Raw genomic sequence first — 23,882 nt, 5'->3', positions numbered from 1 at the left:
GTCTCCGCTTCTTCAGAAATAATCTATGTTTTGTGACGCAGATACGGATCAAAGAGGCCGCCGATCTCCTCGGTGTCAGTGATGACACCCTCCGCCGTTGGATCGACGCCGGACGCATCGCCGCGACCAAGGACGCCTCCGGTCGTAAGACCATCGACGGCGCCGAACTCGCCGAGCTCGCCCAGGAAGTCCACCGCACCGCCGCCGCCACCGGGCACCATCGCGCCTCCGCCCGCAACCACTTCACCGGCCTGATCACCTCGATCACCTCCGACACCGTCATGTCCCAGGTCGAAATGCAATGCGGGCCCTACCGAGTCGTCTCCCTCATCTCCACCGAAGCCGTCCACGACATGAACCTGCACATCGGCGCCGTCGCCACCGCCGTCGTCAAAGCCACCAATGTCATCCTGGAAACCCCCGGAGCCACCGCATGAACCACCCCCGGCGCATCGCCCCCGCCGCACTGACCACCGCCCTCCTCGCCGTCGCCCTCACCTCCTGCCACACCGACTCCGCCACAGCGGACAAGAAGCCCACCACCGGGCCGGTCACCGTCTTCGCCGCCGCCTCCCTCAAAGGCGCCTTCACCGAGATCGCCCGAGAACACCCCGACCTCGACATCACCTTCAACTACGACGGATCCAACAGCCTCGTCGACCAGATCATCGGCGGCGCCCGCGCAGACGTCCTCGCCACCGCCGACACCAAGAACATGGACAAAGCCCAGGAAAAAAAGATCACCGCCGGCGCACCACAAGACTTCGCCCGCAACACCCTCGTCCTCATCACCCCCAAGGACGACCCCGCAAAGATCACCGGCCTCGACAACTCCCTCACCGGGAAAAAACTCGTGACCTGCGCCACCGACGTCCCCTGCGGCAATGCCACCCAGACCCTCGCCGCCCACCTCGGCCTGACCCTGCACCCCGTCTCCGAAGAAACCAAAGTCACCGACGTCCGCGGCAAAGTCGAATCCGGAGAAGCCGACGCCGGGATCGTCTACGCCACCGACGCCAAAGCCTCCGGCGACAAAGTCCGCACCCTCTCCATCCCCGGCTCGGACAAAGTCGTCAACCGGTACCCGATCACCCTCGTCAAAGACGCCCCCCGCGAAGACGCCGGAAAAGCCTTCATCACCGCAGTCCTCTCCGACAAAGGACAACAGACCCTCGCCAGACACGGCTTCGCCACACCGTGAACACCACACCACCGCGCCCCGGCGGATCACACCTACCCCGATGGCTCCGACTCCCCGGAGCACTCGCCCTCGCCTTCGTCGCCCTCCCCCTGGCAGGGATCGCCACCCGCATCCCCTGGACCAAAGTCCCCACCCTGCTCACCACACCGGCCTCCCTCGACGCCCTCCACCTCAGCCTGACCACCTGCCTCGCCTCCACCGCACTCTGCCTCCTCCTCGGCCTCCCCCTCGCGCTACTCCTCGCCCGGTCCCACAGCCGCTGGAACACCCTCGTCCGCACCCTGGTCACCGTGCCCATGGTGCTCCCACCCGTCGTCGCCGGTCTCGCCCTGCTCACCACCCTCGGACGCCGCGGACTCCTCGGCGCCACCCTGTCCACCTGGGGCATCGAAATCGGCTTCACCACCCTCGCCGTCGTCATCGCCCAGACCTTCGTCGCCATGCCCTACCTCGTCACCGCCGTCGAAGGAGCACTCCGCACCGCCGGACACGACCGCGAAGACGTCGCCGCCACCCTCGGCGCATCCCCCACCTTCGTCCTCACCCGAGTCACCTGGCCCACCATGCTCCCCGCCGTCGCCTCCGGCACCGCACTCTCCTTCGCCCGATCCCTCGGCGAATTCGGCGCCACCCTCACCTTCGCCGGATCCCTCCAAGGCGTCACCCGCACCCTCCCCCTGGAGATCTACCTCCAACGAGAAAGCGACACCGACTCCGCCCTCGCCCTCGCCCTCGTCCTCATCGTCGTCGCCGCCACCACAGTCGCCGCCACCGGATGGACAAGCCGACTCACCCCCAAAGCGGCCACACCATGACCACCCCGGCACTCGCCGTCCACGCCCAGGTCACCGACCGCAACCTCCACCTCGACCTCGACATCCACCGCGGCGACGTCCTCGCCGTTGTCGGCCCCAACGGCGCCGGAAAATCCTCACTCCTCCGCCTCGTCACCGGACAACTACACCCCACCACCGGCACCGTCCACATCGACGGCACCCTCGTCAGCGGACCAGGACGACACCTCCCCACCCACCAACGCCGTATCGCCCTCCTCGACCAACGCCCCCTGCTCTTCGACCACCTCGACATCCTCGACAACGTCGCCTTCGGCCTACGCGCCACCGGCACCCGCCGCCGCGCAGCCCGCACCATCGCCCACACCCACCTCGACAACGTCGGCTGCGCCGAACTCGCCCACCGACGCACCTGGCAGATCTCCGGCGGACAAGCCCAACGCATCGCCCTCGCCCGCGCCCTCGCCACCGAACCCCGACTCCTTCTCCTCGACGAGCCCATGGCCGCCCTCGACATCACCGTCGCCGCGACCACCCGCTCCCTGCTCCGCGACCTCCTCACCAGCCCGGAACGCACCGCCGTCCTCGTCACCCACGACGTCATCGACGCCCTCGCGCTCGCCGATCGACTCGCCGTCATCGACGGGGGACGGGTCGTCACCGAAGGAAAGGTCGCTGACCTCCTCACCTGTCCTCGTACGGTTTTTCTCGCCGACCTGGTCGGGGTGAACCTCCTCCGGGGGGTTGCCTCCGGGCCGGACCGCATCGACGTCGAGGGCGTTCCTCTCACCGGGGTACCGGCCGACCGCTCTCTGCATCTCGGTCGAGATGCGTGGGCGAGCATCCCGCCCGCCGCCATCGGTGTCCACCTTGCCGATCCCGGCGGCAGCCCCCGCAACCATCTGCCTGCTGTCGTCACCGCTGTCGAACCGCGTGGTGCCTTGGCCCGGGTGAGTGCCGTGCTTCCTGGCGGGGAGGTGCTGTCGGCAGATCTCACCGCTGCGGCCGTTGTCGAGCTCGAACTCCGGCCTGGTGCGGCGGTTCAGCTCGTGGTCAAGGCGACTCAGGTTCGCCTGTACGAACGGTGATCGGTGGGCCTTCTCGGACGAAGACATCGTGACATCAGCTCTTCCGGAGTTATCGCGTCTGCGCGAGGACGGAGCCAGTAGGTTCAGGGGCGCGTGAGTCGACGTATGCGGTCTTTCGGAGGAGTGGTTGTGGTGAGTGGTGCTCGTCAGGGTGCGTACGAGGGGATGCACGCGGCGGAGTTGAAGGCCGTGGCGGCGAGTGTGCGCCCTGAGGAGATGGCTGTGGCGGTGGACGCCTTCAAGAAGGCGTCTGCTGAGGTGAACGAGCTGTCCACCGAGTTCCAGGCGAAGCTGGTGGCGCTGTCGACGTCGGGGTGGAGCGGGGAGGCTGCCGCAGAGGCGGTGATGCGCACGATGCAGACAACGGCATCGGGGAATGGCCTGGCTTCGTCGTCGTCGGCCGGGGGCGCGGTCATCGACTTTCAGCAGACGATGGAGAACTTCAAGGAGCAGGTCGCGGGGATGACTGCCCGGGAGGCGACGATGCCGAAGCCGTCGTTCTGGGGGTGGCTGACGTCTTCGCCAGCGGCTGAGGTCTACTTCCGCCAGCGTGAGGAGGAAGAGGCCGACCGCAAGGCCCTGCTGGCGAAGGTGCAGGAGATGGCCAAGGCGGCTCAGGAGCAGGGGGACCGTTTGGGGGTGTGCGCTGGGATGACTTGCCGGTTTATGAGTCAAGGGAGCTGCCGGCGTCGTTGTCGGGTGGTGGGGGTTCTTCGTCGGATGGGGGGTCGGGGAGTGGGCTTGGAGTTGGGCCTGTTCGGTCGGGTGGTTCGGGGGTTGGTGTGTGGCCGGGTGGTTCGGGTGGTCCGGGTGTGCCTGGGGCTCCGGGCGGGTCTGGTGGTGGGGGCGTAGTTCCGGGGTCGCCGGGTGGTGGTGGTTCTGGGGTGCCGGGTGGTCCGGGTGGGGTTCCGGGTGGTTCTGGTGTGGGTGTGCCGCCTGGTGGTGGGGGTGTGTTTGCTCCGGTGGGGGTGTTGCCGCAGCCTCCGGGTGGGGTGCCTGGTGGTCCTGGTGGTGTGGGGGTGTTGCCTCCGGGGGGTGGTTTTCCGCCTGGTGGGGTGGTGCCGGGTGGTCCTGGTGTGGTGCGGCCGGGTGTGCCTGGTGGTGCCGGTGGCGCTGGGGGTGGTTGGGCTCGTGGTGCGGGTGGGTCTGGTGGTTTTGGGGCTGGGCCTGGTGGCACCGGTGTTGGTGCTGGTGGTGTGGGTTCGGTGGGTGGTCGTGGGGGTGTTGGTCAGGGTGGTGTGCCGTTGGGTGGTGGGTCTGGTGGTGAGCGTGATCGGGGGTTGCGGGCTCGTCCGGAGTTTTTGGTGGCGTCGGATGAGGTGTGGGGGGATACGGAGTTGGTGGCTCCGCCGGTGTTGGGTGATGAGTGAGTTGGGTGTGGTCGGGTTGGTTGGTCGGGTGTCTCGGGAAAGGACGTGTGCGTGATGGTGGAGAAGAGTGGATCCTCTTCGGCGCAGAGTGCGAACAGCTTGGGGGTGGAATCGCCTGATGAGGTGTTGTGGTCGCCCCCAAATATCGAAGGTGTGCGAAGTGCTGGCTTTAAGGTCGAGCTGGATTCTTATCAGAAAACTTATGCCGAGTTGTATGCATTACGCAAGCGATTAGAAGCAGCGAAAGTTGAGGTAACAGCTGCGCGAGAAAAGATAAGGGCCGCGCGGCCAGGTGGCGAACTGGAAGAGGTTCAAGCTGGTTGGGGAAAGGCCGACGAAGCGGCGGGACATCTCGAGGAAAATGTGAAGAGACTCGATGGGATGGTGAATCTGGTATTGCATGGTTTAGCGGAATCGCATGCGGCGTATGTGCAGGCTGAATCTCAAGGCCGGGCCGGGTTGTCCAAAGCTGCGGTTGATCAGCAGACGATGAAGTCTTTCGACTGGAAGGAAACTTTGTAATTCTTTGGCGTATAGGGCCTGGGTAGTTCTTTTTTGATCGGCGTATTGGGTGCCTCTTTGTCTGTTTGGCGGGGTGGCTGTGGGTGTTGGGTGGGTGTGATGTTTGTTCGTGGTGGTCGTGTGTGGTGTGTTGGTGTGCTGGTGGTGGGGGTGGTGTGTGCGCCGGTGGCGGCTGCTGCGGGGGCCTCTCCGGCTGGTGGGGTTTCGGGTGCTGGGGTGGTGGCTTCGCCGGTGGATGATCGGCAGGCTGCTGCGGAGAAGCGGGGTTTGGCGCGGGAGCGGTCGTGGTGGATTCCTGGTTTGGGGGTGGATCGTTCGGTGCAGGTGTCGCGGGGTGCTGGGGTGAAGGTGTGTGTGATTGATACGGGGGTGGATGCGACGCATCAGGATTTGGTGGGGATCCGTTTTGAGGGGGGTGCTGATTTTTCGGGTCAGGGTGCTCCGGATGGGTTGAAGCCGAATACGGAGCATGGGACGGGGATGGTGGGTTATATCGCGGGTCGGGGTTCTGGTCCGGGGCGTTCGCAGGGGATTATCGGGGCGGCGCCGGATGCGACGATCATGTCGGTGTCTTCTGTGGTGGGTTTGTCGACGCCGCAGGACATTATGGCGAAGTCGATTAGTTATTGCGTGGCTCAGGGTGCGAAGGTTATCAATATTTCCCAGGCTGGCGGGTTGAGTAGTACCAAGGCTCGGGCGTTGATCGAGGCGCAGGAGAAAGATGTTGTGGTGGTGGTTGGTGCGGGAAATGATGGGCGGACCGAGGGGGGTGCCTGGCGTGAGGCTTTTGGTGCTTTGCAGGTGGGTGGGGTGATGGCGGATCTGCAGTTGGATCCGGAATCGAATCGGGGGATCCCTAAATATCAGGGTTTTGTTTATGGTCAGGGTAATGGGGTGTGCGGGCCGTATTCGGTGAATCGGCAGACACCGATTCCGGGAGTGTCGCTGAGTGGTGGGTATGTGAAGCATGGTGGGGCGACGTCGGGGGCGACGGCGGTGGTGTCGGGGGTGGTGGCTGCGGTGCGGTCGAAGTATCCGGAGCTTTCGGCGGGGCAGGTGATTCGTCGGGTGTTGGCGACGGCGAAGCGGAATGGTGACGGTCCGGTGCCGGATGAGAAGTGTGGGTGGGGTGTGGTGGATGCGTATGCGGCGGTGACGGCGGATGTCCCGGCGGGGGGTAAGGAGAACCCGTTGGGGAAGCTGCGTTTTGGGGATAAAGCTCTTCATCGTCCATCGCATGTGGAGTCGATGGGGGAGTGGGATCGGTCGTATAAGCCGGATGATCTTGATTTGAAGAAGAAGGATGTTTCGGGGCCGGTGGAGTCGTTGCCTTTTTGGCAGGATTCTCGTTCTAAAGGGATGTTGTGGGTGACACGGGCGGCATTGCTGTCCGTGGTCGCGGCTGTGGTGGGCGGCGGAATTTTCTGGTGGCGACGCCGTCGTTCTTCTGGTCGGTAGGGCGTTCTTTTTCGGTCGGCGTGTTGGAGGCGGTGACGGTCCGGATGTCGGCTGCGGTGGCCGTCAGCGTTCCGCGCAGGAGGGGTGCTGCGGAGGGATCGTCGGGACGGCGTCTGGCTGTGGTCATGGGGCTAGCGCGGTCAGCCGGTAGCCGTCACGACCGTCATCACCGCAGAGCGACCCACCAAATGAAAAGGATCCAAGAATCAGGTTCCCAAAAATTTCTGACGAACTGTTTTTTAGTGAAGAAATAAGTTTTCTGACACTTTAATCGAAGTAGCTTGCTCCACTGCGAATCGGGAGAGTGCATGTAACCATGATGCTTGGCGTAATAGGTGGATTAGGGGTAACCGTCACTGGTCTTGCCGTTTGGCGCATAGTGGAGGCGGCTGCTGAAGGGCGACTCGATCGAAATTCAGAAATGGGAATTCGAACTGTCCGTACTCGGCGTTCAGATGAGGCATGGGTCACTGGCCATCAAAAGGCAAGACCATTGGCTAGAATAATTTTTGGCTATTGTGTTCTGATGGGACTTGCGTTAACTGGTTCAGGTGTACGCGACGGTGAGGCTGCATCTTTCGTCACTGGCGTGCTGTTTGCTATGGCATATATGGGAGCGACAGGTGGCCTTCTGGGTATGGCCTTCCTCGCAAACAAGGGAGCCCGATCTTCTGATTGAGAAAAGATATTTTCCTTTAGTTGAGATCCGGTAAGGAAAAATATCTTTTTATTTGATCGCCAATCAAGTTCATTGATGGCTGGGGTTACCCCTTGGAGTAACTGAGTCAGTCCCCTTGGGAATGGTCGCTGGGGATGATCCTGACGTCCTTGGGCAGCTCCGGGATGAAGAACTCCGGGATTTCCTGGAATTTCACCGAGCGGGGCGCGACCATCTCAGGCAATGGGCCGCCAGACCGCGTGGCCACCTTGGCTGCGGAGTTCATCGCCTTGACGTCGATCTTGGTCTTGTCCGAGGCGGAGAAGGTGTAGGTGGTGCGCCCGGCGAGGGCGTCGGTGAGGAAGTCGCCGACGATCCGGGCGTTCACGGCCCGCATGGTTTCCCGGGGCAGCAGTTTGTCGGTCGCGCAGGCAGGAGTGTCGACCGGAGTGACCATCCCGTGCCGGTGCGAACCGAATCCGCCGACGAGTCCGGCATGAGTGGTGCGCGCGACGTCGGCGAACACGACGGGGACCTTCGGGTTGGCAGTGCCCAGTTCCTTGGCGTCCTTCTGGACATCTGCGATCCGCGCCTGTTCGTCGCAGCTGCCGCCGAGGAAAAGGACCGGGGCGGTACCCGTCGGCGTCTTGGGGATCGTGGTCGAGGTGACCGACTGCAGGGCGACGGCGGCTTTCACGTCGGGCAGCTCGTTCTTCGTCCATTTGTCGATCAGCCAGCCGCCACCGCTGCTGTGCCCGATCATGGCCTGGCGGGTGAAGTCGAGTTTCCCTTTCACCGGAGAGGTGAATTTGACTCCGTGGTCCTTGCCCTGGTCGAAGTCCTTGAGCAGGCGGAGATGCTCCTGCACGAGCGCCTGCTGGACCTTGCGGGCGTCGACCTCTCCCGTCCAGTTCATGTCCTTGGCCGAGACGTCGATCACGACGGTCGCGATGCCGCGGTCGGCGAGATGTTTGGCCAGGTAGGCGAAGCTGGCGGGGTATCGGATGTAGTCGTGTCCGGCGGTGAGGCCTTCCTTCTCCGTGGGCGGTTTCGTCCCGCAGGCCTCCTTCCAGTCGAGGGCATTGGCTTCGGCGGTGGTCAGTGCGCCTTTTCCGTACCAGACGCAGTTGGGGTACGACCCGTGGACGATCACCGCCAGCGGGTGTTTCCCGGGTTTGTCCGGTACGGCGAGGACGCCTTCGAAGCGGCTGAGGGAGGCCTGATGCTTCGGCTCGTTGACATTGGTGCCTTTGAGCATGCCGGGTCTGAAGGCGTACGCGGTGAGGGTGGAGGACCCAGTGGCGAGTGCTGCCCCGTCGGTGACCGGCGCCGCAGCGGCGCTACCGGTGGTCAGCCCTGTGAAGAGGGCGGCAGTCGCCGCCACGGTGAACAGGCGGTTTTTCACTCGAGGGCTCCTCGTTGCTCAGGTGGCGCTCGGGCAATGCCGTGCCACCACACGGACGTCTACACAAAACCACTGACGCGCAACGAAATACGAAAGTTCCCGCTCCGGCGGACAACAGGCCGGGTTCCAGATCCTCATGCTCGAACTCTCCAGGGCCACCCTCCTGCTCCTCGACGAGCCGACCGACAACCTCGACCTGCACTCCGCCGAAGCCCTGGAAGAGGGGCTCGCGGTCTTCGACAGGACGGTCTGGGACGAAACCCGGGCCCCGGTGCAAGCGAGGACCCATGAGCACAACCGCTGCCCTTGCGACACCTGCTCTCCCCTTTGATGTCGACTGCCAGCCTGTTTCCTGCACTGACCGCGCCAATGAACACGGCTGGCAGTGTGGGAAACGGGCAGGCAGTGCAGGAAGAGGGCTGGCTGTTCGGGGGGAGAGTGCAACGGGGCGGGAGGTAGAGATGTCGTAGGGGGGGCAAAGTGGGGTGGGGCAGGGGTGGGATGGGCTGCCGTGTTGCTGGCATCGAGGCGGCCGCCTGCTTTTCAAGTGGATTGTCTGAATTTACGATGGTGAGTATGGCTTCCACCGAGTTGGCGATCGAGGCCGAAGGGCTGATCAAGACCTTCGGCGAGGTGCGGGCCCTGCGCGGGGTCGACCTCGCCGTACCGGCCGGATCCGTGCTGGGAGTCCTCGGCCCCAACGGCGCCGGCAAGACCACAGCCGTACGGATCCTGTCGACCCTGATCGTCCCGGACGGTGGGCGGGCCCAGGTCGCCGGGGTCGACGTCCTCACCGACCCGATGGGGGTGCGCCGCCGCATCGGCGTCGCGGGGCAGTACGCCGCCGTCGACGAGCATCTCACCGGCCGAGAGAATCTCGACATGATCGGGCGGCTCTACCATCTCGGGCGCGCCGGAGCACGAGCCCGCGCCGCCGAACTCCTCGGCGACTTCCGACTCGAGGACGCCGCCGACCGACCGGCCAAGACCTACTCCGGTGGGATGCGGCGCCGCCTCGACCTGGCCGGGGCCCTCGTCGCCCGCCCGCCGGTGGTCTTCCTCGACGAACCGACCACCGGCCTGGACCCGCGCAGCCGCGGAGACATGTGGCAGGTCATCGGCGACCTCGTCTCCGGCGGTACGACGGTGCTGCTCACCACGCAGTACCTCGAAGAAGCCGACCTGCTGGCCGATCACATCGTCGTCGTCGACCACGGCCGCATCATCGCCGAGGGCAGCGCCGACAGCCTCAAGGCCCAGGTCGGCGGCGAACGCCTCCAGGTCACCGTGGAGGACCCCGCCCGGATCGGCGAAGCGGCCACCTTCCTGGAGAGTCTCGCCGTCGGCCCCGCGGAGACGGTCGGACACACCCGGACCATCACCGTCCCCATCGACCAGGGCACCGCCGCGCTCATCGACGCCGTCTCCCATTTCCGGGCGGCGAAGCTGCGCATCCAGGACATCGGGATCCGTCGGCCCACCCTCGACGACGCCTTCCTCACCCTCACCGGTCATCGCGCCGACGCCGAGGACACCTCCGCCACCACCACGGGAGCCGGCTCATGAGCACCTTGTTGTCCGACTCGCTGACCGTGATGAGACGCAACATCATCAAACTCAAACGGGTCCCCGACCTGTGGGTGTTCACCACGCTGCAACCGATCATGTTCGTCCTGCTCTTCGGTTACGTCTTCGGCGCGCTGGCGGTCGCCGGGTCCCAGGGCTACCGCGAGTTCATGATGGCCGGGATCTTCGCGCAGACCATCGTCTTCGGCGGTACCTTCACCGGCTTCGGGATGGCCGAGGACATGCAGAAGGGCGTGATCGACCGGTTCCGCACCTTGCCCATGCACCCCGGGGCGTTGCTCGTCGGGCGCACTCTCAGCGATGTGGTCACCAATGTGCTCTCCCTGGTGGTGATGTCACTGACCGGGCTGCTCATCGGCTGGCGGATCCGCGGTACCTTCACCGGCGCCCTGATCGCCTTCTCCCTGATGCTGCTCTTCTCCTACGCGGTCAGCTGGATCATGGCCTGGGTGGGGTTGAAGGTCCGGGCACCCGAGGTCGTCGGAAATGCCTCGTTCATGGTGATCTTCCCGCTCACCTTCATCGCCAACACCTTCGTCCCCGCTCAGAACCTCCCCACCCTGCTGAAGACCTTCGCCGGCTGGAACCCGGTGTCGACCATCACCCACGCTGCCCGGGACAACCTGGGCAATCTGAATGCGCTGGCCGAAGCCGGAACCACCGAGCAGATGGTGCGGTCCCAGGCCGAGTACACGTGGGCCCTGCAGAACGCCGAGATCTACACCCTCTTCTGGGCGGTGCTGATCATGGTGATCTTCGTGCCCCTGTCCATCCGCGCCTACCGCAAGAGCATGCGTTGAACCCCTCCGCACCTGAACATCCGTGACCTGAGCACCGACTACGGTGCTCAGGTCACGGATGAGGGGTCAGGTCCGTTCGATCAAGGCCACCCGTTGGGCATGGCGTCCGCCCTCGAACTGGGCGGTCAGGAATTCGTCGACGATCATCGTGGCGTACTCCGGGGCCACGACCCGACCACCCAGGGCGAGCATGTTCGCGTCATTGTGCTGGCGGGCCAGTCGCGCCGAATAAGGTTCCGACACGATGGCACAGCGCACCCCGGGCACCTTGTTCGCGGCCAGTCCGATGCCGATCCCGGTGCCGCACATCACGATCCCCAGGTCGACCTCACCGGCGACGACAGCCCTGCCCACGGCGTGCCCGTAATCCGGGTAGTCGACCCGCTCGGCGGAGTCCGACCCGAAGTCGACGACCTCATGGCCGAGGTGCTCCAGATGGGCCTTCACCGCCAGGCGCAACTGATAGGCGCCGTGGTCGTTACCGATTCCGATCTTCATGTCCCAAGCCTAGGAGTTGTGCGGCACCTCCGCCGACCCCGATGCTTCCAGCGAGGAGTACCTCGGCGGAAGCATCGGGGAACCGGTCAGCTGTGCGTCATGTCGATCGGCACCACCCAGGCGTCGAACTCGGCCTCGGTGACATGCCCGGACGCCACTGCGGCCTCCCGCAGCGAGGTCCCTTCCTTGTGGGCCTTCTTCGCGATGGCCGCAGCCTTGTCGTAGCCGATGTGCCCGTTCAACGCGGTCACCACCATCAGATTCGACTCCAGGTTCGCGGCGATCCGCTCCCGGTGCGGTTCGATACCGACGGCGCAATGCTCACGGAAAGAAGCGCAGGCGTCCGCGATCAGCCTGATCGACTCCAGGACGGCATGCGCCATCACCGGCTTGTACACATTGAGTTCGAAGTTGCCCTGGCTGCCGGCGAAACCGACCGTCGCGTCATTACCGAACACCCGGGTGGCGACCATCGTCAATGCTTCGCACTGAGTCGGGTTGACCTTGCCCGGCATGATGCTCGAACCCGGCTCGTTCTCCGGGATGGTGATCTCGCCGATGCCGTTACGTGGCCCGGACGCCAACCAGCGCACATCGTTCGCGATCTTCATCAAGGACATCGCCAGAGTGCGCAGCGACGCCGACACTGCCACCAATTCGTCGTGGGCCGACAAGGAGGCGAAGGAATTTTCCGACCGGACGAACGGTATCCCGGTGTGCTCGGCCAGTTTCGCCGCCGTCAACGCGCCGAACTCGGGATGCGCATTCAGCCCGGTACCCACTGCGGTGCCTCCGATCGCCAGCGCATGCACCCCGGTCTCGGCGTGACACACCTGCTCCAGGGCGAAGTCCAGCTGGCGTACCCATCCGCCGATCTCCTGCCCGAGAGTGACCGGGGTGGCGTCCTGCAAATGAGTACGCCCCACTTTGACGATCTCGGCGAACTCGTCAGCCTTGTCGGCCAAGGTGTCTCTCAGGTCCGACACCGGTGCGTACAACCGTTCGCGCAGCTCCAGGGCGACGGCGACGTACATCGCTGTGGGGAAGGTGTCATTGCTGGACTGGCCTCGGTTGACATGGTCATTGGGATGTACCGGGGTCTTGCTGCCCATCTGCCCGCCGAGGATCTCGATGGCACGGTTGGAGATCACCTCGTTGGCGTTCATGTTGGACTGGGTGCCGCTGCCCGTCTGGAAGACGACCAAGGGGAAATCGGCGTCCAATTCACCTCGGACGACCTCGTCGGCGGCCTGGACGACCGCAGCGACCTGCTCATCGGTGAGGGAGAGCTCGCCGAGTTCCGCATTGGCCTGAGCGGCGGACTTCTTCAGCAGCCCCAGCGCCCGGACGATCGGTCGACCCCATACGAAGGTGTCGCGGCCGATGTCGAAATTGCCCAGGCTGCGCTGAGTCTGCGCACCCCAATGCCGATCTGCGGGGACCTCGATCTGCCCCATCGAATCCGTTTCGGTACGTGTCGTGCTCACGTCAACTCCTCGGGTCGGGCGTCTCTGCGGCCGGGCTGGGGTCGTGGCGGCGTCCGTTCCGCCGACCGTGCGACAGCGCTGTCACTGGATCGTGTTGACCGCGAAAGCGGTTGCCCCCAGTCTCCGCCTGCGGGCAGCCGAGGTCGACAGCGCCCCCGCTGCACGGGTCACTCCTCGGACAGGAAAGCCGACACCCGTTCCGCCGGACGGCCGATGACGGCCCGGTCGCCGCGTACCAGGACCGGGCGTTCCATCAGCCCAGGATGGTCGGCCAGCACCGTGGCCACCTGGTCGACGGTCTGTACATCGGCGTCGGTCAGCCCGGCCTTGGCGAAAGCCTCGTCGCGTCGTACCAAGGCCGACGGCGGGTCCTCCAACTTGCCGAGCAGTTCGATCAGCTGCACCCGGGTCAGCGGGACCTTCGTGTAATCGACGATCTGGGCGTCGAGGCCTTTGTCCTGCAAGGTCTCCAAGGCTGCCCGTGACTTGCTGCAGTGGGTGTTGTGGAACATGCGTATCTCGGTCATGTCGCCATTCTGGTCGGGAGCACTGACAGACGTACAGGGCAGAACCGGGACGCCGCTGCTCAGGTCCCGCAGAAAGTGACATGAGGTGGCCCGCCCACAGGTCCTGGCCCCGCCAGATCGACCAGTTCGGGGCGCTCCTCGAAGGGGCGGGTCACCGCTGCCAGCAACCGTTCGAAAGGAGCCAGGTCGTCCTCGGCCGCTGCCGCCAAGACCTCCTCCACCCGATGGTTACGGGGGATGTACACCGGATTCGCTCGTGACATCGACGCCTGCACCTGCTCGTCGTCGACCGGGCCGGAACGCAGCGCATCCCGCCGGGCAGCCCACCGGTCGTACGCCCCCGGGTCGTCGAAGAGCTCACGGGCAGTACCCGTGCACAAGCCACGGAAGAACGAGGTGAAATCCACCCGGTGCGTCGTCAGCACGGAAATCGTCTCCTCGACCAGGCCTGTCCCCGCCGAGGCGGACCCGGCCAGGGCCCCCGCAGGCACCCCCAGTTTGGCGGCCATCACCCCGGTGAAGGCGTCACGGTAGGAATCGGTGAAAGACTTCAGCACCTCGGTGGCCGATTCCACGGCAGCCTCAGCGGATTCGTCGATCAGCGGGAGCAGCGCCTCTCCGAGCCGGGCCAGATTCCACTGGGTGACCCCCGGCTGGCTCCCGTAGGCATACCGTCCGCCCTGGTCGATCGAACTGAACACCGTCGCCGGGTCGCAGACGTCCATGAAAGCGCACGGCCCGTAGTCGAGGCCCTCCCCGGAGATCGCCACATTGTCCGTGTTCAACACGCCGTGCACGAAACCGACGCCCATCCACGCCGCCACCAACTCCGCCTGGGCCCGGACGACCGCGGAGTACAACGCCAGGTACGGGTTCTCCGCCTCGGCCGCCGACCGGTGATGGCGGGCCGAGGCATGATCGGCCAAGGCCCGTAACACACCAGGGTCACCCAAGGCCGCCGCGTACTGGAAGGTCCCGACCCGCAGATGCGAGGACGCCACCCGGCAGAGCACCGCACCCGGCTGAGAGCCCTCCCGAACCACCGGATCACCCGTCGCCACCACCGCCAACGCCCGAGTCGTCGGCACGCCCAAGGCATGCATGGCCTCACCGACCAGATATTCCCGCAACATCGGACCCACCACGGCCCGCCCGTCACCCCGCCGGGCGAACGGCGTCGCCCCCGACCCCTTCAGATGCAGGTCCTGCCGACACCCGCGCCGGTCGGTCACCTCACCGAGCAGCAAAGCGCGCCCGTCACCCAACTGCGGCGAATACCCTCCGAACTGGTGCCCCGCATAGGCCTGGGCATACGCCGGGACCTCCTCGGAGGACCGTCCGGTCAGGAAAGCCAGGCCCGCCGGGCTACGCAACCACTGGGGGTCGAGCCCCAACTGCTGCGCCAACGGATCGTTGACCGCGAGCAGACGCACACCGGACGGGTCGACCGGCCGAGCACGCCACCGCAGCGACAGCGAGGGCACATCGCGCGCATAGGAATGGTCGAGGGGGAGAGGCAGAGCGCGGTCGGTCATGAGCTTCCCGGGGACGAAGGATCGGCGACTCGTCCAGTCTGGCCCACTCGCCCCGCACCGGCTCCCGGACCACCGTCCGGAAGAGCTTCGGTGAACACCGTGTGACTCCCTGCCCGGGCGCTCCACCCATGGCAACATGCCAGCTATGACGGCATCCATATCTCACGACAAGAAAAATGTTCTTCCCTATGGTGAATGGCCGTCGCCGATCACAGCGGAATCCCTGACCAGGGCCTCCTGCGCGCCGGCGCCCCGGGCCGACGGCGGCGACCGCTACATCCTCCGCACCAGCCCCGACACCGGATCCACCGTCCACCTCACCCGCCTGAGGGGAAAGACCACCGAGGACATCAGCCCCGACGGATTCAGCGTGGTCTCCCGGGTCCACGAATACGGCGGCGGCGAATACGCCGTCCGCGACGGGATCATCCTCGCCGTGGAACGCACCACCCAACGACTCTGGCGACTCGACAACCACCCCTACCCCCTCGCCCCCCAGGACAAAGAAGCCCGAGTCCGCTACGCCGCGATGGAGATCGACCCCGACCGGCAGATCGCCTGGGCCGTCAGGGAAGACCACCGGGACACCGGTGAACCGGTCAACACCCTCGTCCGACTCCGCCTCGACGGGCAGAACCCCGGCCACGGCACCGTCCCGGCCATCACCTGCCGCTCCGGGCACGACGACATCCCACAACCCGACTTCGTGATCGACCCGGTGCTCTCCCCGGACGGAACCCACCTGGCCTGGGTGCAATGGTCACATCCACACATGCCCTGGGACGCCGGACAAGTATGGGTCGCCCGGATCGACGACGACGGCGACCTCGTCGACGCCCGCCCCGTCGCCGGACAAGAAGGTGCCGCAGCCACCGAACCCGTCTGGGCCGATGACACCCACCTGGCGGTCCTCGACGAACGCACCGGCTGGGTCAACCCCTATCTCATCGACCTCACCACAGGACACGAACTCTGCCTCCACCCCGTCGCCGAAGAGTACGGCATACCTGCCTGGGCCCTCCGCGAACGCGCAATGACCGCGCTACCCGACGGACGTCTCGTCGCCGTCCGCTGGATCGACGGATTCGCCCAACCGACCCTCCTCGACCCCGCCACCCTCACCGTCACCGACCTGGGACCACGCCTCGCGCTCGCCAGCGACCTCAGCGTCGGCGACGGTCGGGTCGTCATGCGGGTGGCCTACCCCGATCGGCCCGGCGAAGTCATTTCCCTGGACCCGGACACCGGTCGGTCGGACACCCTGTGGGTCTACGGTCAGGCCATCCCCGAGGGGTATGCGCCGCAGCCCCGGCCGGTGCAGTGGACCGGTCACGGCGGAGACATCGCTCACGGTTTCCTCTATCTGCCCACCCACCCCGACGTTCAAGGGCCGGACGAGGAGAAGCCACCGTTGGTGGTCGTCTCCCACGGCGGACCGACCTCTGCCACCGTCGGATCCTTGGACGTCGTGAAGGCCTATCTGACTTCTCAAGGGATCGCCGTCCTCGACGTGAATTACGGCGGGTCGACCGGATTCGGCCAGGCCTACCGGGAGCGACTCACCGGTCGGTGGGGGGTCGTCGACGTCGTCGACTGCGTCGAAGGAGCCCGTCATCTGGCCGACACCGCAGTGGTCGACGCGCGACGACTTGCGATCAAGGGAGGCTCGGCGGGTGGGTACTGCACCCTGGCCGCGCTGACCTTCCACGACGTGTTCACCGCTGGGGTGTCCTTCTTCGGGGTCTCCGACCTGGCCAGCCTGGCGGCCGACACCCACAAGTTCGAGTCCCGGTACACCTACGGCCTGGTCGGTCCGTGGCCCGAGGCCGAAGCGGTCTATGCCGAGCGTTCCCCGATCCGTCACCTGGACGGGCTGTCCTGTCCTCTGCTCCTCCTCCAGGGCACCGAGGACAAAGTGGTGCCGCCCGAGCAGGCCCGGCTGATGGCCGATGCCGTCCGGGCCAAAGGGCTCCCGGTGGCTCTGATCGAGTTCGCAGGGGAAGGCCACGGTTTCCGTGAACCCGCCCATGTGACCCGCTCAGGGGAAGCTCAGATCAGTTTCCTCGCCCAGGTGTGGGGGTACACCCCTGCCGGGGACATCGAACCGGTCGTGATCGAGAACCTGGCCCAGGTCGTTCCCTGAGCGGAGGGCGAAGCCCCGCCCACGGCGAGGGAGGGTGCGTACCGTCAGGGACTCACCTTCAGCACGCCGTGGGCGCCGCGCTCGGCGTCGACCATGATGTGCGAGACGAAGGCGTAATGGCCGGCTTCCTTGGGGGTCATCTCCACGAATCCGCCCTGTGCGGCTTGCAGACCCAGGGCTTGTGAACCGCCAGGGCCGCGGGCGCCCTCCCGGGAGTCGCCGCCCGGGGCAGCGGATGCGGCGGCGAAGCCTGGTGTGCCCGGGCCGTGGCCGTTCCGTAGCTGGTAGGCGCCCTCGAAGTAGACGGTGTCGAACTGGCCTCCGACGACATGGAAACTGGTCGGCCGGTTCGGCCCGACGTCCACTACCCAGAACCGGACCCGGTCGCCGACCTTGGCCGGCAGCGGGCGGGCGTCGTACTGGTTGGCGATGCCGTTGAAGACGACGGCCGACGGTTTCTCCGCGGCAACGGCGCCGGCGTCGATCTCCTTGGCGGTGGTTCCGTCCCCGTCGACGAAGACTTCCGACTGCACCAGGACGTAACTGCGGTCGACCTGCGGCAGTCCTTCGGGTTCGATGACGACGGCGCCGTGCATGCCGGCGGCGATATGGGTGGCCATCGGCATGGTCGAGCAGTGGTACATCCAGATCCCGGCCCGGTTCGCGGTGAACCGGTAGAGCAGGCTTTCTCCGGGGGCGATGGTGCGCATCGGCTGGTCGGGGGCGATGTCTCCGGCGTGGAAGTCGATGGAATGCCCCATCGTGCCCTTGTTGACCAGGGTGATCTCGAAGACGTCCCCGATCCGGCCGTGCAGGGTCGGGCCGGGTACCGCGCCGTTGAAGGTCCAGCGTTTCTGTTTGACCCCCGGGGAGACCTCCAGCTCGACCTCTTCGACGGTGAAGGTGTGCCTGCGGATCTTCTCGTCGGTGAGCGGGGACAGCTCAGCCTTCACCGCGCGGAAGTCGTCGTCGGCTTTCTGCCCCAGACGTGGCCCGCCCGGCGTCCCACCGTGCCCATGTCCTCCTGGGGCCTGTGCTGCCGGGGAGGACGCCGCGGACGGCCCGCCGCGGGCGATCCCGTCACGGGCTGCGAGCTGGTCGGGTCCGAGACCGGTCGCCCGGACGGAGAGCACCATGCCCATCTGCCGGTGGCCGACGATGCTGCACCAGCCTTCGGTGTTCTTGTCGATGACTCCGGCATCCAGGACCTGGGTGTCGCCCGGGTCGAGCCGTCGGCTGTGGGCACCGTTGTCGAGGACCAGGTCGTGGGTCATCCCTTGGTCGAGGTTGACCAGCTCGACCTCCAAGCGGTTGCCGCGTGGCACGTCGATCGTGGACGGGAAGAACTTCATCTCCTTGGTCTCTACCCGGACCCGGGTGGTCTGCCCGGTGGCGGATGACCCGCCGGTGAGCCCGGAGGCGGTGATCCCGGCCGCGGTCGGGTCGACGGCCACTCCGACGGTGACGGCCAGGACGATCGCGCAGGCGGCGGCGACCAGCTGAGCGGGGGAGTAGATGCCCGGAAGCGGCGGCAGCGGGGCACGCAGCGCGGGGCCGGGCTCGTCCTTGGCCCGTTGTCCGGCCCGGAAGGCGCGGAAGGTCGCCGGGAGGAAGAACATCAAGGCCAGGAGGACGAGGACGGAACAGGTGACTCGTACCCAGCTGGGCACCGGAAGGAGGCACAGCAGCAGACCGCTGTTCACGATGACGACTCTGGCCGCGGCGAACCGGTCGAACTCGGCTTGCGCGGCGCGGACGGCGCGGGCCCCACCGCCGATGACGACCGGCACCAGGTGGGCCAGGGCCCCGGTGAGCAGTTGTACTCCGAAACCGACGACCAGCGCCGGAGTGATCAGCGTGTACTTGCCTGGCAGCCGCGCCCATTCGGTCGATGTGGCCAGGGTGGCCGCGATGACGACGAGGGTGCCGACGAACCAGCAGATCGCGGCGGTGGCCGACCAGGTCGCGAAATGACGTGGTGGAGCCTGCCGGGCGGGACGCAGCAGGGCCCGGCCCGTCCAACTCCAGGCCAGGAGGTAGCCGAGGACACCGGCGAAGGCTACCCACCGCTGTCCGGTGAGCGCACCGGCAGCGATCACGGACAGCGTAGCCACCAAGGCGGGTAGAGCCTGGTGGGCCCATTTCTCGGCGCGGGCGTCGATCCGGGTGCGCAGCATCGTCGGCCACAGGGTCAGCAGCGTCCCGGTGACGGTGAGTCCGACCCAGCCGAGCACCATGATCGCGGTGTGGGCCAGCAGGATCCGTCCGCGCCATTCCTCGGTGACGCCGTGGGCGATCCAGACGCCCAGGCCGGCTCCGAGCGGCATGCAGATCGACGCGGCCAGGTAGTAGTGGACGGTGACCCGGAAGCGTCCGGGCAGTGCGGCGCGCAGCCGGGAGACGAGGGCGTGGCCGTGCCAGATCACGGCTGTGGAGATCAGTGTCGCGCCGGTGAGGACGAGCCACCACAGCTGGTGTGGCATCCCGGCGATCACGCCGATGGTGCCGCCGAGCAGCAGGAGCAGACGCGCCGATTGGTGTCGACGAGGGTCGATGGTGTCCGGGGTCTTCAACAACGCCTGGGTGAAATGGACGCTCCACACCATGATGGCGTGGGTGAGCGCGCCGATGGTCACGGCGTGCACCATCAGCCAGCGGGCGTCGGGCACCCAGCGGTGGGCGAAGGCCAGTACGGCGGCGAAGACCAGCCAGGCCAGGGCGGGACGGTCACGCAACGGCCAGTGGCGGCGGTCGTGCAAGGCGGTCATCGGGGGGAGCTTTCCTGGGAGGTGGGGGTGTGGGCCGGGGACGCGGGACGGGGGGTGTGTCCGGGGGACGGCCGGGTTCGTCCGCCGATGGCGGACAGGGCGATCATGCTCGGGGGGAAGACGGCCAAGGCGATCACGGTGACCACCGAACCGATCGTCCACACGTTGATATTCGTGGCCAGCGCGCCGACGACCCGGATGGCCAGGCCGAGATGCAGCACGGCCAGGAGTGCCCACATGGCCGGGTGATACGGCAGCGGGCGGCGTACGACGCCGGGCAGGATGACCGGGGCGTGGGCGAACACCATCGACATGGCGAAGCCGAGGAAGGTGGCGTGGACGGCGATGTCATAGGTGGTGTTGTCGGAGGGGCGCCCGGCGACGAGCCAGATGGCCCCGGCCACGGCGAGCCATCCGTATCCCAGGAGCATCGCGGCAGCACTGAATCGGGGGAGCCCGCTGCCGTGCACGGTGCGTCGGGCGATGTCATGGTGGCCGAGCCAGCCGACGATGACCAACTGGACGAGCCCGAAGGCCCGCGCGCCGAGGTCGCCGATCAACAGGGTGGCGGTGCTGGTGGCGATGAGGCCCAGGACGAGGGCGAGCATGATGTCTGCGCTGTGGGCGGGCAGGTGGATGCGGGCCAGTTCGACGCGTTCGGCAGCGATGGTGGCGATGACGAAGGTGGCCAGCCAGGGCAGGAGGTGGGGGACGTCGATCCGCATCCACAACAGTGCGGCGGCGAGCGCGGCGAGCGCGCCGAGTGCTTCGACGGCGACGGTGGTGTCCTTGCGCCGCCGGTACAGGGCGGCGTAGACGAGGAGCAGGAGGACGGTGCCGTCCACGAGGAGGACGGCACCGAAGGGTACGGGTACGCCCAGGGCGAGGGATGCTCCGCCCGCGCCGGAGCAGGCGGGGGCGGCGTAACCCCAGGGTTCGCGCAGGGCGACGGCCCGTTCGAGGGCGATGAGGGTGCCGAGGAATCCGAGCACCATGAGGATGCCGTGGCGTCCGGGGAGGTGGGCGGCGAATTCGCCACTCACCGGGGCCCAGACGCCCAGGCGGAGGAGTGCGGCGTCGAGCCCGGCGAGCAGGCTGAGACCGCCGGCGGCGAGGAGGAGGTACCGGTGGCGGACGGTGTCGTGGGGCATCGGCATCGGCATCGGCATCGGCATCGGGGGCGTCGGTGCGGAGAGGGTCAGGTCGGAGGGGTCAGGCGAGGCGTTCGAGCAGGATCTTCCAGGTGTCGTGGCCGCACTCGCGGCCGGAGGAGGTCTCGGTGACGGGGAATGACATTGGCTCGCTCATGATTTCCGTCCTGGAGTCTATTTAGTACACTTTGTATGTGAAAAGTACGCCCGGTCTCGGACCTGCGTCAACTCCCCTCACCCCCCTGGGCGACGCGCGCCTGCGGGTGCTGCGCGCCCTCCGCGCACACCAGGGGCACCCCTCCGACGACACCCCCGAGCGCGCCCCCAGCACACCCGCCACCGCCGCCCGCCTCGCCGAACACCTCGGCCTCCACCCCAACGGAATCCGCCGACACCTCGACGCCCTCAACGAAGAAGGACTCGTCGCCACCACCACCATCGACACCGGCCGACGCGGACGCCCCTGCCTGGGGTACACCCTCACCGCGCAAGGAGACGCCGCGCTCGCCGGTGCTCAGGTCCTGGTCAGTGCGGCCTATCTCGCCATGGCCGGTTCCTTCGCCCATTACGTGGCCACCAGCGCTGAGGTCCCCGAACGAGAAGCCGATCTGATCGGCCGCCACTGGGGTACGACACTGGCCCGGCAGGCGTCGCCTTCTCGCGGGGACACCGAGAGTCGGCTGATCGATCTACTCGACGACCTGGGGTTCTCCCCCCGGCGCCGCGGCCCCCGTGAACTCGAACTTCACACCTGCCCCCTGCTGTCCACGGCACAGGAGTACCCCGAAGTACTCTGCCGCGTGCATCTCGGGCTGGTCCGAGGCGCATCGGCGGCCTACGGCGGGCCGGGAGAAGGCGGAGACCTCCGTCCGTTCGCCGAACCAGGAGCCTGTTTGCTGCGGTTGCCCGGGCAGGAAAGCCTCAGCGTGCAGCCGGAGCCTCAGTCGGAGCCGAACAGGTCACGGGTGTAAACTTTTTCGGCCACATCGGCGAGTTCTTCGCTGTGCCGGTTGGCGATGATCACATCGGCCCGGGCCTTGAAATCCTCCAGGTCCTGGACCACTTCGGAGTGGAAGAAGTGCTCGCCCTCGAAGGTCGGTTCGTACACCAGGACCGGAACGCCCTTCGCCTTGATCCGTTTCATGATCCCCTGCACGGAGGACGAACGGTAGTTGTCCGCACCGGCCTTCATGGTGAGCCGGTAGACGCCGACGACCTTCGGCTGCCGCGACAGGATGTCGAAGGCGATGAAGTCCTTGCGGGTCGTGTTCGAGTCGACGATCGCCCGGATCAGGGTTTGCGGCACCCGGTCGTAGTTGGCGAGCAGCTGCTTCGTGTCCTTGGGCAGGCAATAGCCGCCGTACCCGAAACTGGGGTTGTTGTAATGGTTGCCGATCCGCGGATCGAGGCCGACGCCGTCGATGATCTGACGAGGGTCCAAGCCGTGGGTCGCAGCGTAGGTGTCGAGTTCGTTGAAGTACGAGACGCGCATCGCCAGATAAGTATTGGCGAAGAGCTTGATCGCTTCGGCCTCGGTCGGATCAGTGAGGAGGACCGGAGTGTCCGGGTCCAACGACCCCGCTCGGAGCAGGTCGGCGAGCTGCTCGGCCTCGGGCCCGCGCCCACCGATCACGATCCGGCTCGGATGCAGATTGTCGTAGAGTGCCTTGCCCTCGCGGAGGAATTCCGGGGAGAACAGGATGCATTGCCCGGGACGGCTCTGCCTGGCGCGCTCGGTGTACCCCACCGGCACGGTCGACTTGATGACGACAGTCGCAGTCGGGTTGATCGCAGCGACCTGCGCGATCACGGCGTCGACGCTACTGGTGTCGAAGAAGTTGAGTTGTTCGTCGTAATTGGTGGGCGTGGCTATCAGGACGAAATCAGCATCGGCGTAGCCCTGCGCAGGGTCGGTCGTGGCGCTCAGTCGCAGATCCCGCTCGGCCAGGTATTCCTCCAACTCGGGGTCGGAGATGGGGGCAACCCTGCGTTGTACTTGATCGACTCGTCCTGCGTCGATGTCGACAGCGACGACATCATGGTGCTGGGCCAGGAGGACTGCATTGGCTAGGCCGACATAGCCCAGCCCTGCCACGGCGATCTTCATGTTTTTCAGCATATTCCACCGGTGAAGCAGAGGTCTGCGCCGATGGTCCGGCGGCGCGTCCGCCGCCGGACCATCGGATGTTCAGGGGGTTCAGGCCTGACGGTCGACCAGTCGGATGCCGAGTTGTTTCTCCAGGAGACGTGCGCTCTCCCGGGAGGTGTCGTCCTGCATCAGTAGTTGCCAGGTGGTGATTCCGGCAGCGGCGGCCATCGCCGGGATGGCGGGCGGGTGGGTGATGTCAGCCGATGCGGCAGCAGATTTCTCCTCGGCACCGACAGCGACGGGTTCCTCGGCTTCTTCGGCCGGGGCGGGGTCGAGGTCGGCCTGGCGCTGCTGGGCCAGTTTTCGGGCCAGATCGTCGACTTTCCTCATCTGGCGGCTGTCCTTGCCGTATCTGTTCTCGGCCACGAGATAGAGGGAGCCCAGTGCCGTCCGGTCCTCATCGGTCAGATGCAGGGTGAAGGCTTGGATGCGGTTGGCGAACCTGCCGAAAGGCGTGGCATCACGTTGCGTGGGATGCTCGGCGAAGGTTGAACGGCCCCGGCGGTCACCGTGATCCAGATGTACACCGGTTCCGGTGGAGGCATTCACCGGTGCGACGGTGGGATGTTGCTTGGTGCGTCTGAAAAGGATGGGTCGGCTGGCGTCCATGCTGGTCTTCTCCTCGTCGAGCATCCTGGGCAGCAGTTTTCAGAGAAATACCGGGGGTGGAGACCACCCTGGTCCCCCTATCGGCCAGCAGACTGACTTTCTGAGCTGATTTTGCTTGGCATCAAAGGCGGT

22 protein-coding genes and 1 pseudogene are annotated in these 23,882 nt (G+C 66.2%); 14 read left to right on the top strand and 9 right to left on the bottom strand.

Annotation, left to right across the window (positions count from 1 at the left end):
• Positions 1 to 32 precede the first annotated feature (32 nt).
• From DX923_RS12780 to DX923_RS17185, 9 genes are all read left to right on the top strand, one after another.
• Complete coding sequence (locus DX923_RS12780) at positions 33 to 437, top strand: TOBE domain-containing protein (RefSeq protein WP_116116333.1); 405 nt, start codon at positions 33 to 35, stop codon at positions 435 to 437.
• Positions 434 to 1,201 carry a molybdate ABC transporter substrate-binding protein gene (gene modA, locus DX923_RS12775; RefSeq protein WP_116115475.1) on the top strand — a complete coding sequence of 256 codons (768 nt, stop codon included), beginning with the start codon at positions 434 to 436 and terminating at the stop codon, positions 1,199 to 1,201. The genes DX923_RS12780 and modA overlap by 4 nt, the downstream gene beginning before the upstream one ends.
• The gene (locus DX923_RS12770) at positions 1,198 to 2,016 is read left to right on the top strand and encodes an ABC transporter permease (protein WP_116115473.1); all 819 of its coding nucleotides are present in this window, start codon (positions 1,198 to 1,200) and stop codon (positions 2,014 to 2,016) included. Before modA ends, DX923_RS12770 begins: the two co-directional genes overlap by 4 nt.
• Positions 2,013 to 3,083, top strand: a complete 1,071-nt coding sequence (locus tag DX923_RS12765; RefSeq protein WP_116115471.1) for an ABC transporter ATP-binding protein — start codon at positions 2,013 to 2,015, stop codon at positions 3,081 to 3,083. Before DX923_RS12770 ends, DX923_RS12765 begins: the two co-directional genes overlap by 4 nt.
• Positions 3,084 to 3,215: 132 nt before the next feature.
• The gene (locus DX923_RS16965) at positions 3,216 to 3,935 is read left to right on the top strand and encodes a hypothetical protein (protein WP_162872961.1); all 720 of its coding nucleotides are present in this window, start codon (positions 3,216 to 3,218) and stop codon (positions 3,933 to 3,935) included.
• Positions 3,936 to 3,950: 15 nt separating this feature from the next.
• Positions 3,951 to 4,508, top strand: coding sequence for a hypothetical protein (locus DX923_RS12755; protein ID WP_116115469.1), 558 nt, complete (start codon positions 3,951 to 3,953; stop codon positions 4,506 to 4,508).
• Positions 4,505 to 4,975, top strand: coding sequence for a hypothetical protein (locus DX923_RS12750; RefSeq protein ID WP_116115468.1), 471 nt, complete (start codon positions 4,505 to 4,507; stop codon positions 4,973 to 4,975). Before DX923_RS12755 ends, DX923_RS12750 begins: the two co-directional genes overlap by 4 nt.
• 120 nt (positions 4,976 to 5,095) lie before the next feature.
• Complete coding sequence (locus DX923_RS12745; protein WP_116115467.1) at positions 5,096 to 6,433, top strand: S8 family serine peptidase; 1,338 nt, start codon at positions 5,096 to 5,098, stop codon at positions 6,431 to 6,433.
• 316 nt (positions 6,434 to 6,749) lie between these two features.
• Positions 6,750 to 7,112, top strand: coding sequence for an SdpI family protein (locus tag DX923_RS17185; protein WP_116115466.1), 363 nt, complete (start codon positions 6,750 to 6,752; stop codon positions 7,110 to 7,112).
• A gap of 106 nt (positions 7,113 to 7,218) precedes the next feature.
• Here DX923_RS17185 and DX923_RS12735 read toward each other — a convergent pair whose 3' ends face one another.
• The gene (locus DX923_RS12735) at positions 7,219 to 8,496 is read right to left on the bottom strand and encodes a dienelactone hydrolase family protein (RefSeq protein ID WP_116115465.1); all 1,278 of its coding nucleotides are present in this window, start codon (positions 8,494 to 8,496) and stop codon (positions 7,219 to 7,221) included.
• 97 nt (positions 8,497 to 8,593) lie between these two features.
• Between DX923_RS12735 and DX923_RS17035 the strand changes: the two are divergent.
• The 3 genes and pseudogenes from DX923_RS17035 to DX923_RS12720 form a co-directional block, all read left to right on the top strand.
• Positions 8,594 to 8,746: pseudogene (locus DX923_RS17035) on the top strand (zinc ABC transporter ATP-binding protein); the annotation flags it as partial.
• A gap of 326 nt (positions 8,747 to 9,072) precedes the next feature.
• Complete coding sequence (locus tag DX923_RS12725; RefSeq protein ID WP_116115462.1) at positions 9,073 to 10,062, top strand: ATP-binding cassette domain-containing protein; 990 nt, start codon at positions 9,073 to 9,075, stop codon at positions 10,060 to 10,062.
• A complete protein-coding gene (locus tag DX923_RS12720) occupies positions 10,059 to 10,883 on the top strand; it encodes an ABC transporter permease (RefSeq protein ID WP_116115460.1) in 825 nt (274 codons plus the stop codon). The genes DX923_RS12725 and DX923_RS12720 overlap by 4 nt, the downstream gene beginning before the upstream one ends.
• A 66-nt stretch (positions 10,884 to 10,949) precedes the next feature.
• On the opposite strand, the gene rpiB is transcribed toward DX923_RS12720, so the two are convergent.
• The 4 genes from rpiB to DX923_RS12700 all read right to left on the bottom strand — a co-directional run bounded on the left by rpiB (position 10,950) and on the right by DX923_RS12700 (position 14,930).
• Complete coding sequence (gene rpiB / locus DX923_RS12715) at positions 10,950 to 11,381, bottom strand: ribose 5-phosphate isomerase B (protein ID WP_116115458.1); 432 nt, start codon at positions 11,379 to 11,381, stop codon at positions 10,950 to 10,952.
• 86 nt (positions 11,382 to 11,467) lie between these two features.
• A complete protein-coding gene (gene fumC, locus DX923_RS12710) occupies positions 11,468 to 12,868 on the bottom strand; it encodes a class II fumarate hydratase (RefSeq protein WP_116115456.1) in 1,401 nt (466 codons plus the stop codon).
• 167 nt (positions 12,869 to 13,035) lie between these two features.
• Complete coding sequence (locus DX923_RS12705; RefSeq protein WP_116115454.1) at positions 13,036 to 13,395, bottom strand: ArsC/Spx/MgsR family protein; 360 nt, start codon at positions 13,393 to 13,395, stop codon at positions 13,036 to 13,038.
• Positions 13,396 to 13,454: 59 nt separating this feature from the next.
• Complete coding sequence (locus DX923_RS12700; RefSeq protein ID WP_116115452.1) at positions 13,455 to 14,930, bottom strand: protein adenylyltransferase SelO; 1,476 nt, start codon at positions 14,928 to 14,930, stop codon at positions 13,455 to 13,457.
• Positions 14,931 to 15,075: 145 nt separating this feature from the next.
• On the opposite strand from DX923_RS12700, the gene DX923_RS12695 reads away from it, so the two are divergent.
• Positions 15,076 to 17,073 carry a S9 family peptidase gene (locus DX923_RS12695; RefSeq protein WP_162872960.1) on the top strand — a complete coding sequence of 666 codons (1,998 nt, stop codon included), beginning with the start codon at positions 15,076 to 15,078 and terminating at the stop codon, positions 17,071 to 17,073.
• A gap of 44 nt (positions 17,074 to 17,117) precedes the next feature.
• Here the strand turns inward: DX923_RS12695 and DX923_RS12690 are convergent, their stop codons facing one another.
• On the bottom strand, positions 17,118 to 19,841 hold the full coding sequence (locus DX923_RS12690; RefSeq protein ID WP_116115448.1) for a multicopper oxidase domain-containing protein: 2,724 nt from the start codon (positions 19,839 to 19,841) through the stop codon (positions 17,118 to 17,120).
• Positions 19,838 to 21,016 carry a hypothetical protein gene (locus tag DX923_RS12685; protein ID WP_205413045.1) on the bottom strand — a complete coding sequence of 393 codons (1,179 nt, stop codon included), beginning with the start codon at positions 21,014 to 21,016 and terminating at the stop codon, positions 19,838 to 19,840. Before DX923_RS12685 ends, DX923_RS12690 begins: the two co-directional genes overlap by 4 nt.
• Positions 21,017 to 21,186: 170 nt before the next feature.
• Here DX923_RS12685 and DX923_RS12680 point away from each other — a divergent pair, with 170 nt between their 5' ends.
• The gene (locus tag DX923_RS12680; RefSeq protein WP_162872959.1) at positions 21,187 to 21,963 is read left to right on the top strand and encodes a helix-turn-helix transcriptional regulator; all 777 of its coding nucleotides are present in this window, start codon (positions 21,187 to 21,189) and stop codon (positions 21,961 to 21,963) included.
• Here DX923_RS12680 and DX923_RS12675 read toward each other — a convergent pair.
• Both DX923_RS12675 and DX923_RS12670 read right to left on the bottom strand, forming a co-directional pair.
• Complete coding sequence (locus DX923_RS12675) at positions 21,933 to 23,099, bottom strand: nucleotide sugar dehydrogenase (RefSeq protein ID WP_116116332.1); 1,167 nt, start codon at positions 23,097 to 23,099, stop codon at positions 21,933 to 21,935. The genes DX923_RS12680 and DX923_RS12675 overlap by 31 nt on opposite strands.
• Before the next feature lie 90 nt (positions 23,100 to 23,189).
• Positions 23,190 to 23,750, bottom strand: coding sequence for a hypothetical protein (locus tag DX923_RS12670; protein WP_162872958.1), 561 nt, complete (start codon positions 23,748 to 23,750; stop codon positions 23,190 to 23,192).
• Positions 23,751 to 23,882: the final 132 nt, after the last annotated feature.

Source organism: Austwickia chelonae (assembly GCF_003391095.1).
Classification (GTDB): Bacteria; Actinomycetota; Actinomycetes; order Actinomycetales; family Dermatophilaceae; genus Austwickia; species Austwickia chelonae_A.
This window is presented reverse-complemented; position numbering and strand designations above follow the sequence as displayed.

Coding starts and splice junctions, on each gene's coding strand:
- modA (WP_116115475.1), top strand. CDS start 434: ATGAACCACCCCCGGCGCATCGCCCCCGCCGCACTGACCACCGCCCTC.
- DX923_RS12765 (WP_116115471.1), top strand. CDS start 2,013: ATGACCACCCCGGCACTCGCCGTCCACGCCCAGGTCACCGACCGCAAC.
- DX923_RS17185 (WP_116115466.1), top strand. CDS start 6,750: ATGATGCTTGGCGTAATAGGTGGATTAGGGGTAACCGTCACTGGTCTT.
- DX923_RS12725 (WP_116115462.1), top strand. CDS start 9,073: ATGGCTTCCACCGAGTTGGCGATCGAGGCCGAAGGGCTGATCAAGACC.
- DX923_RS12720 (WP_116115460.1), top strand. CDS start 10,059: ATGAGCACCTTGTTGTCCGACTCGCTGACCGTGATGAGACGCAACATC.
- rpiB (WP_116115458.1), bottom strand. CDS start 11,381: ATGAAGATCGGAATCGGTAACGACCACGGCGCCTATCAGTTGCGCCTG.
- DX923_RS12705 (WP_116115454.1), bottom strand. CDS start 13,395: ATGACCGAGATACGCATGTTCCACAACACCCACTGCAGCAAGTCACGG.
- DX923_RS12700 (WP_116115452.1), bottom strand. CDS start 14,930: ATGACCGACCGCGCTCTGCCTCTCCCCCTCGACCATTCCTATGCGCGC.
- DX923_RS12695 (WP_162872960.1), top strand. CDS start 15,076: ATGACGGCATCCATATCTCACGACAAGAAAAATGTTCTTCCCTATGGT.
- DX923_RS12690 (WP_116115448.1), bottom strand. CDS start 19,841: ATGACCGCCTTGCACGACCGCCGCCACTGGCCGTTGCGTGACCGTCCC.
- DX923_RS12685 (WP_205413045.1), bottom strand. CDS start 21,016: ATGCCGATGCCGATGCCGATGCCGATGCCCCACGACACCGTCCGCCAC.
- DX923_RS12675 (WP_116116332.1), bottom strand. CDS start 23,099: ATGAAGATCGCCGTGGCAGGGCTGGGCTATGTCGGCCTAGCCAATGCA.
- DX923_RS12670 (WP_162872958.1), bottom strand. CDS start 23,750: ATGGACGCCAGCCGACCCATCCTTTTCAGACGCACCAAGCAACATCCC.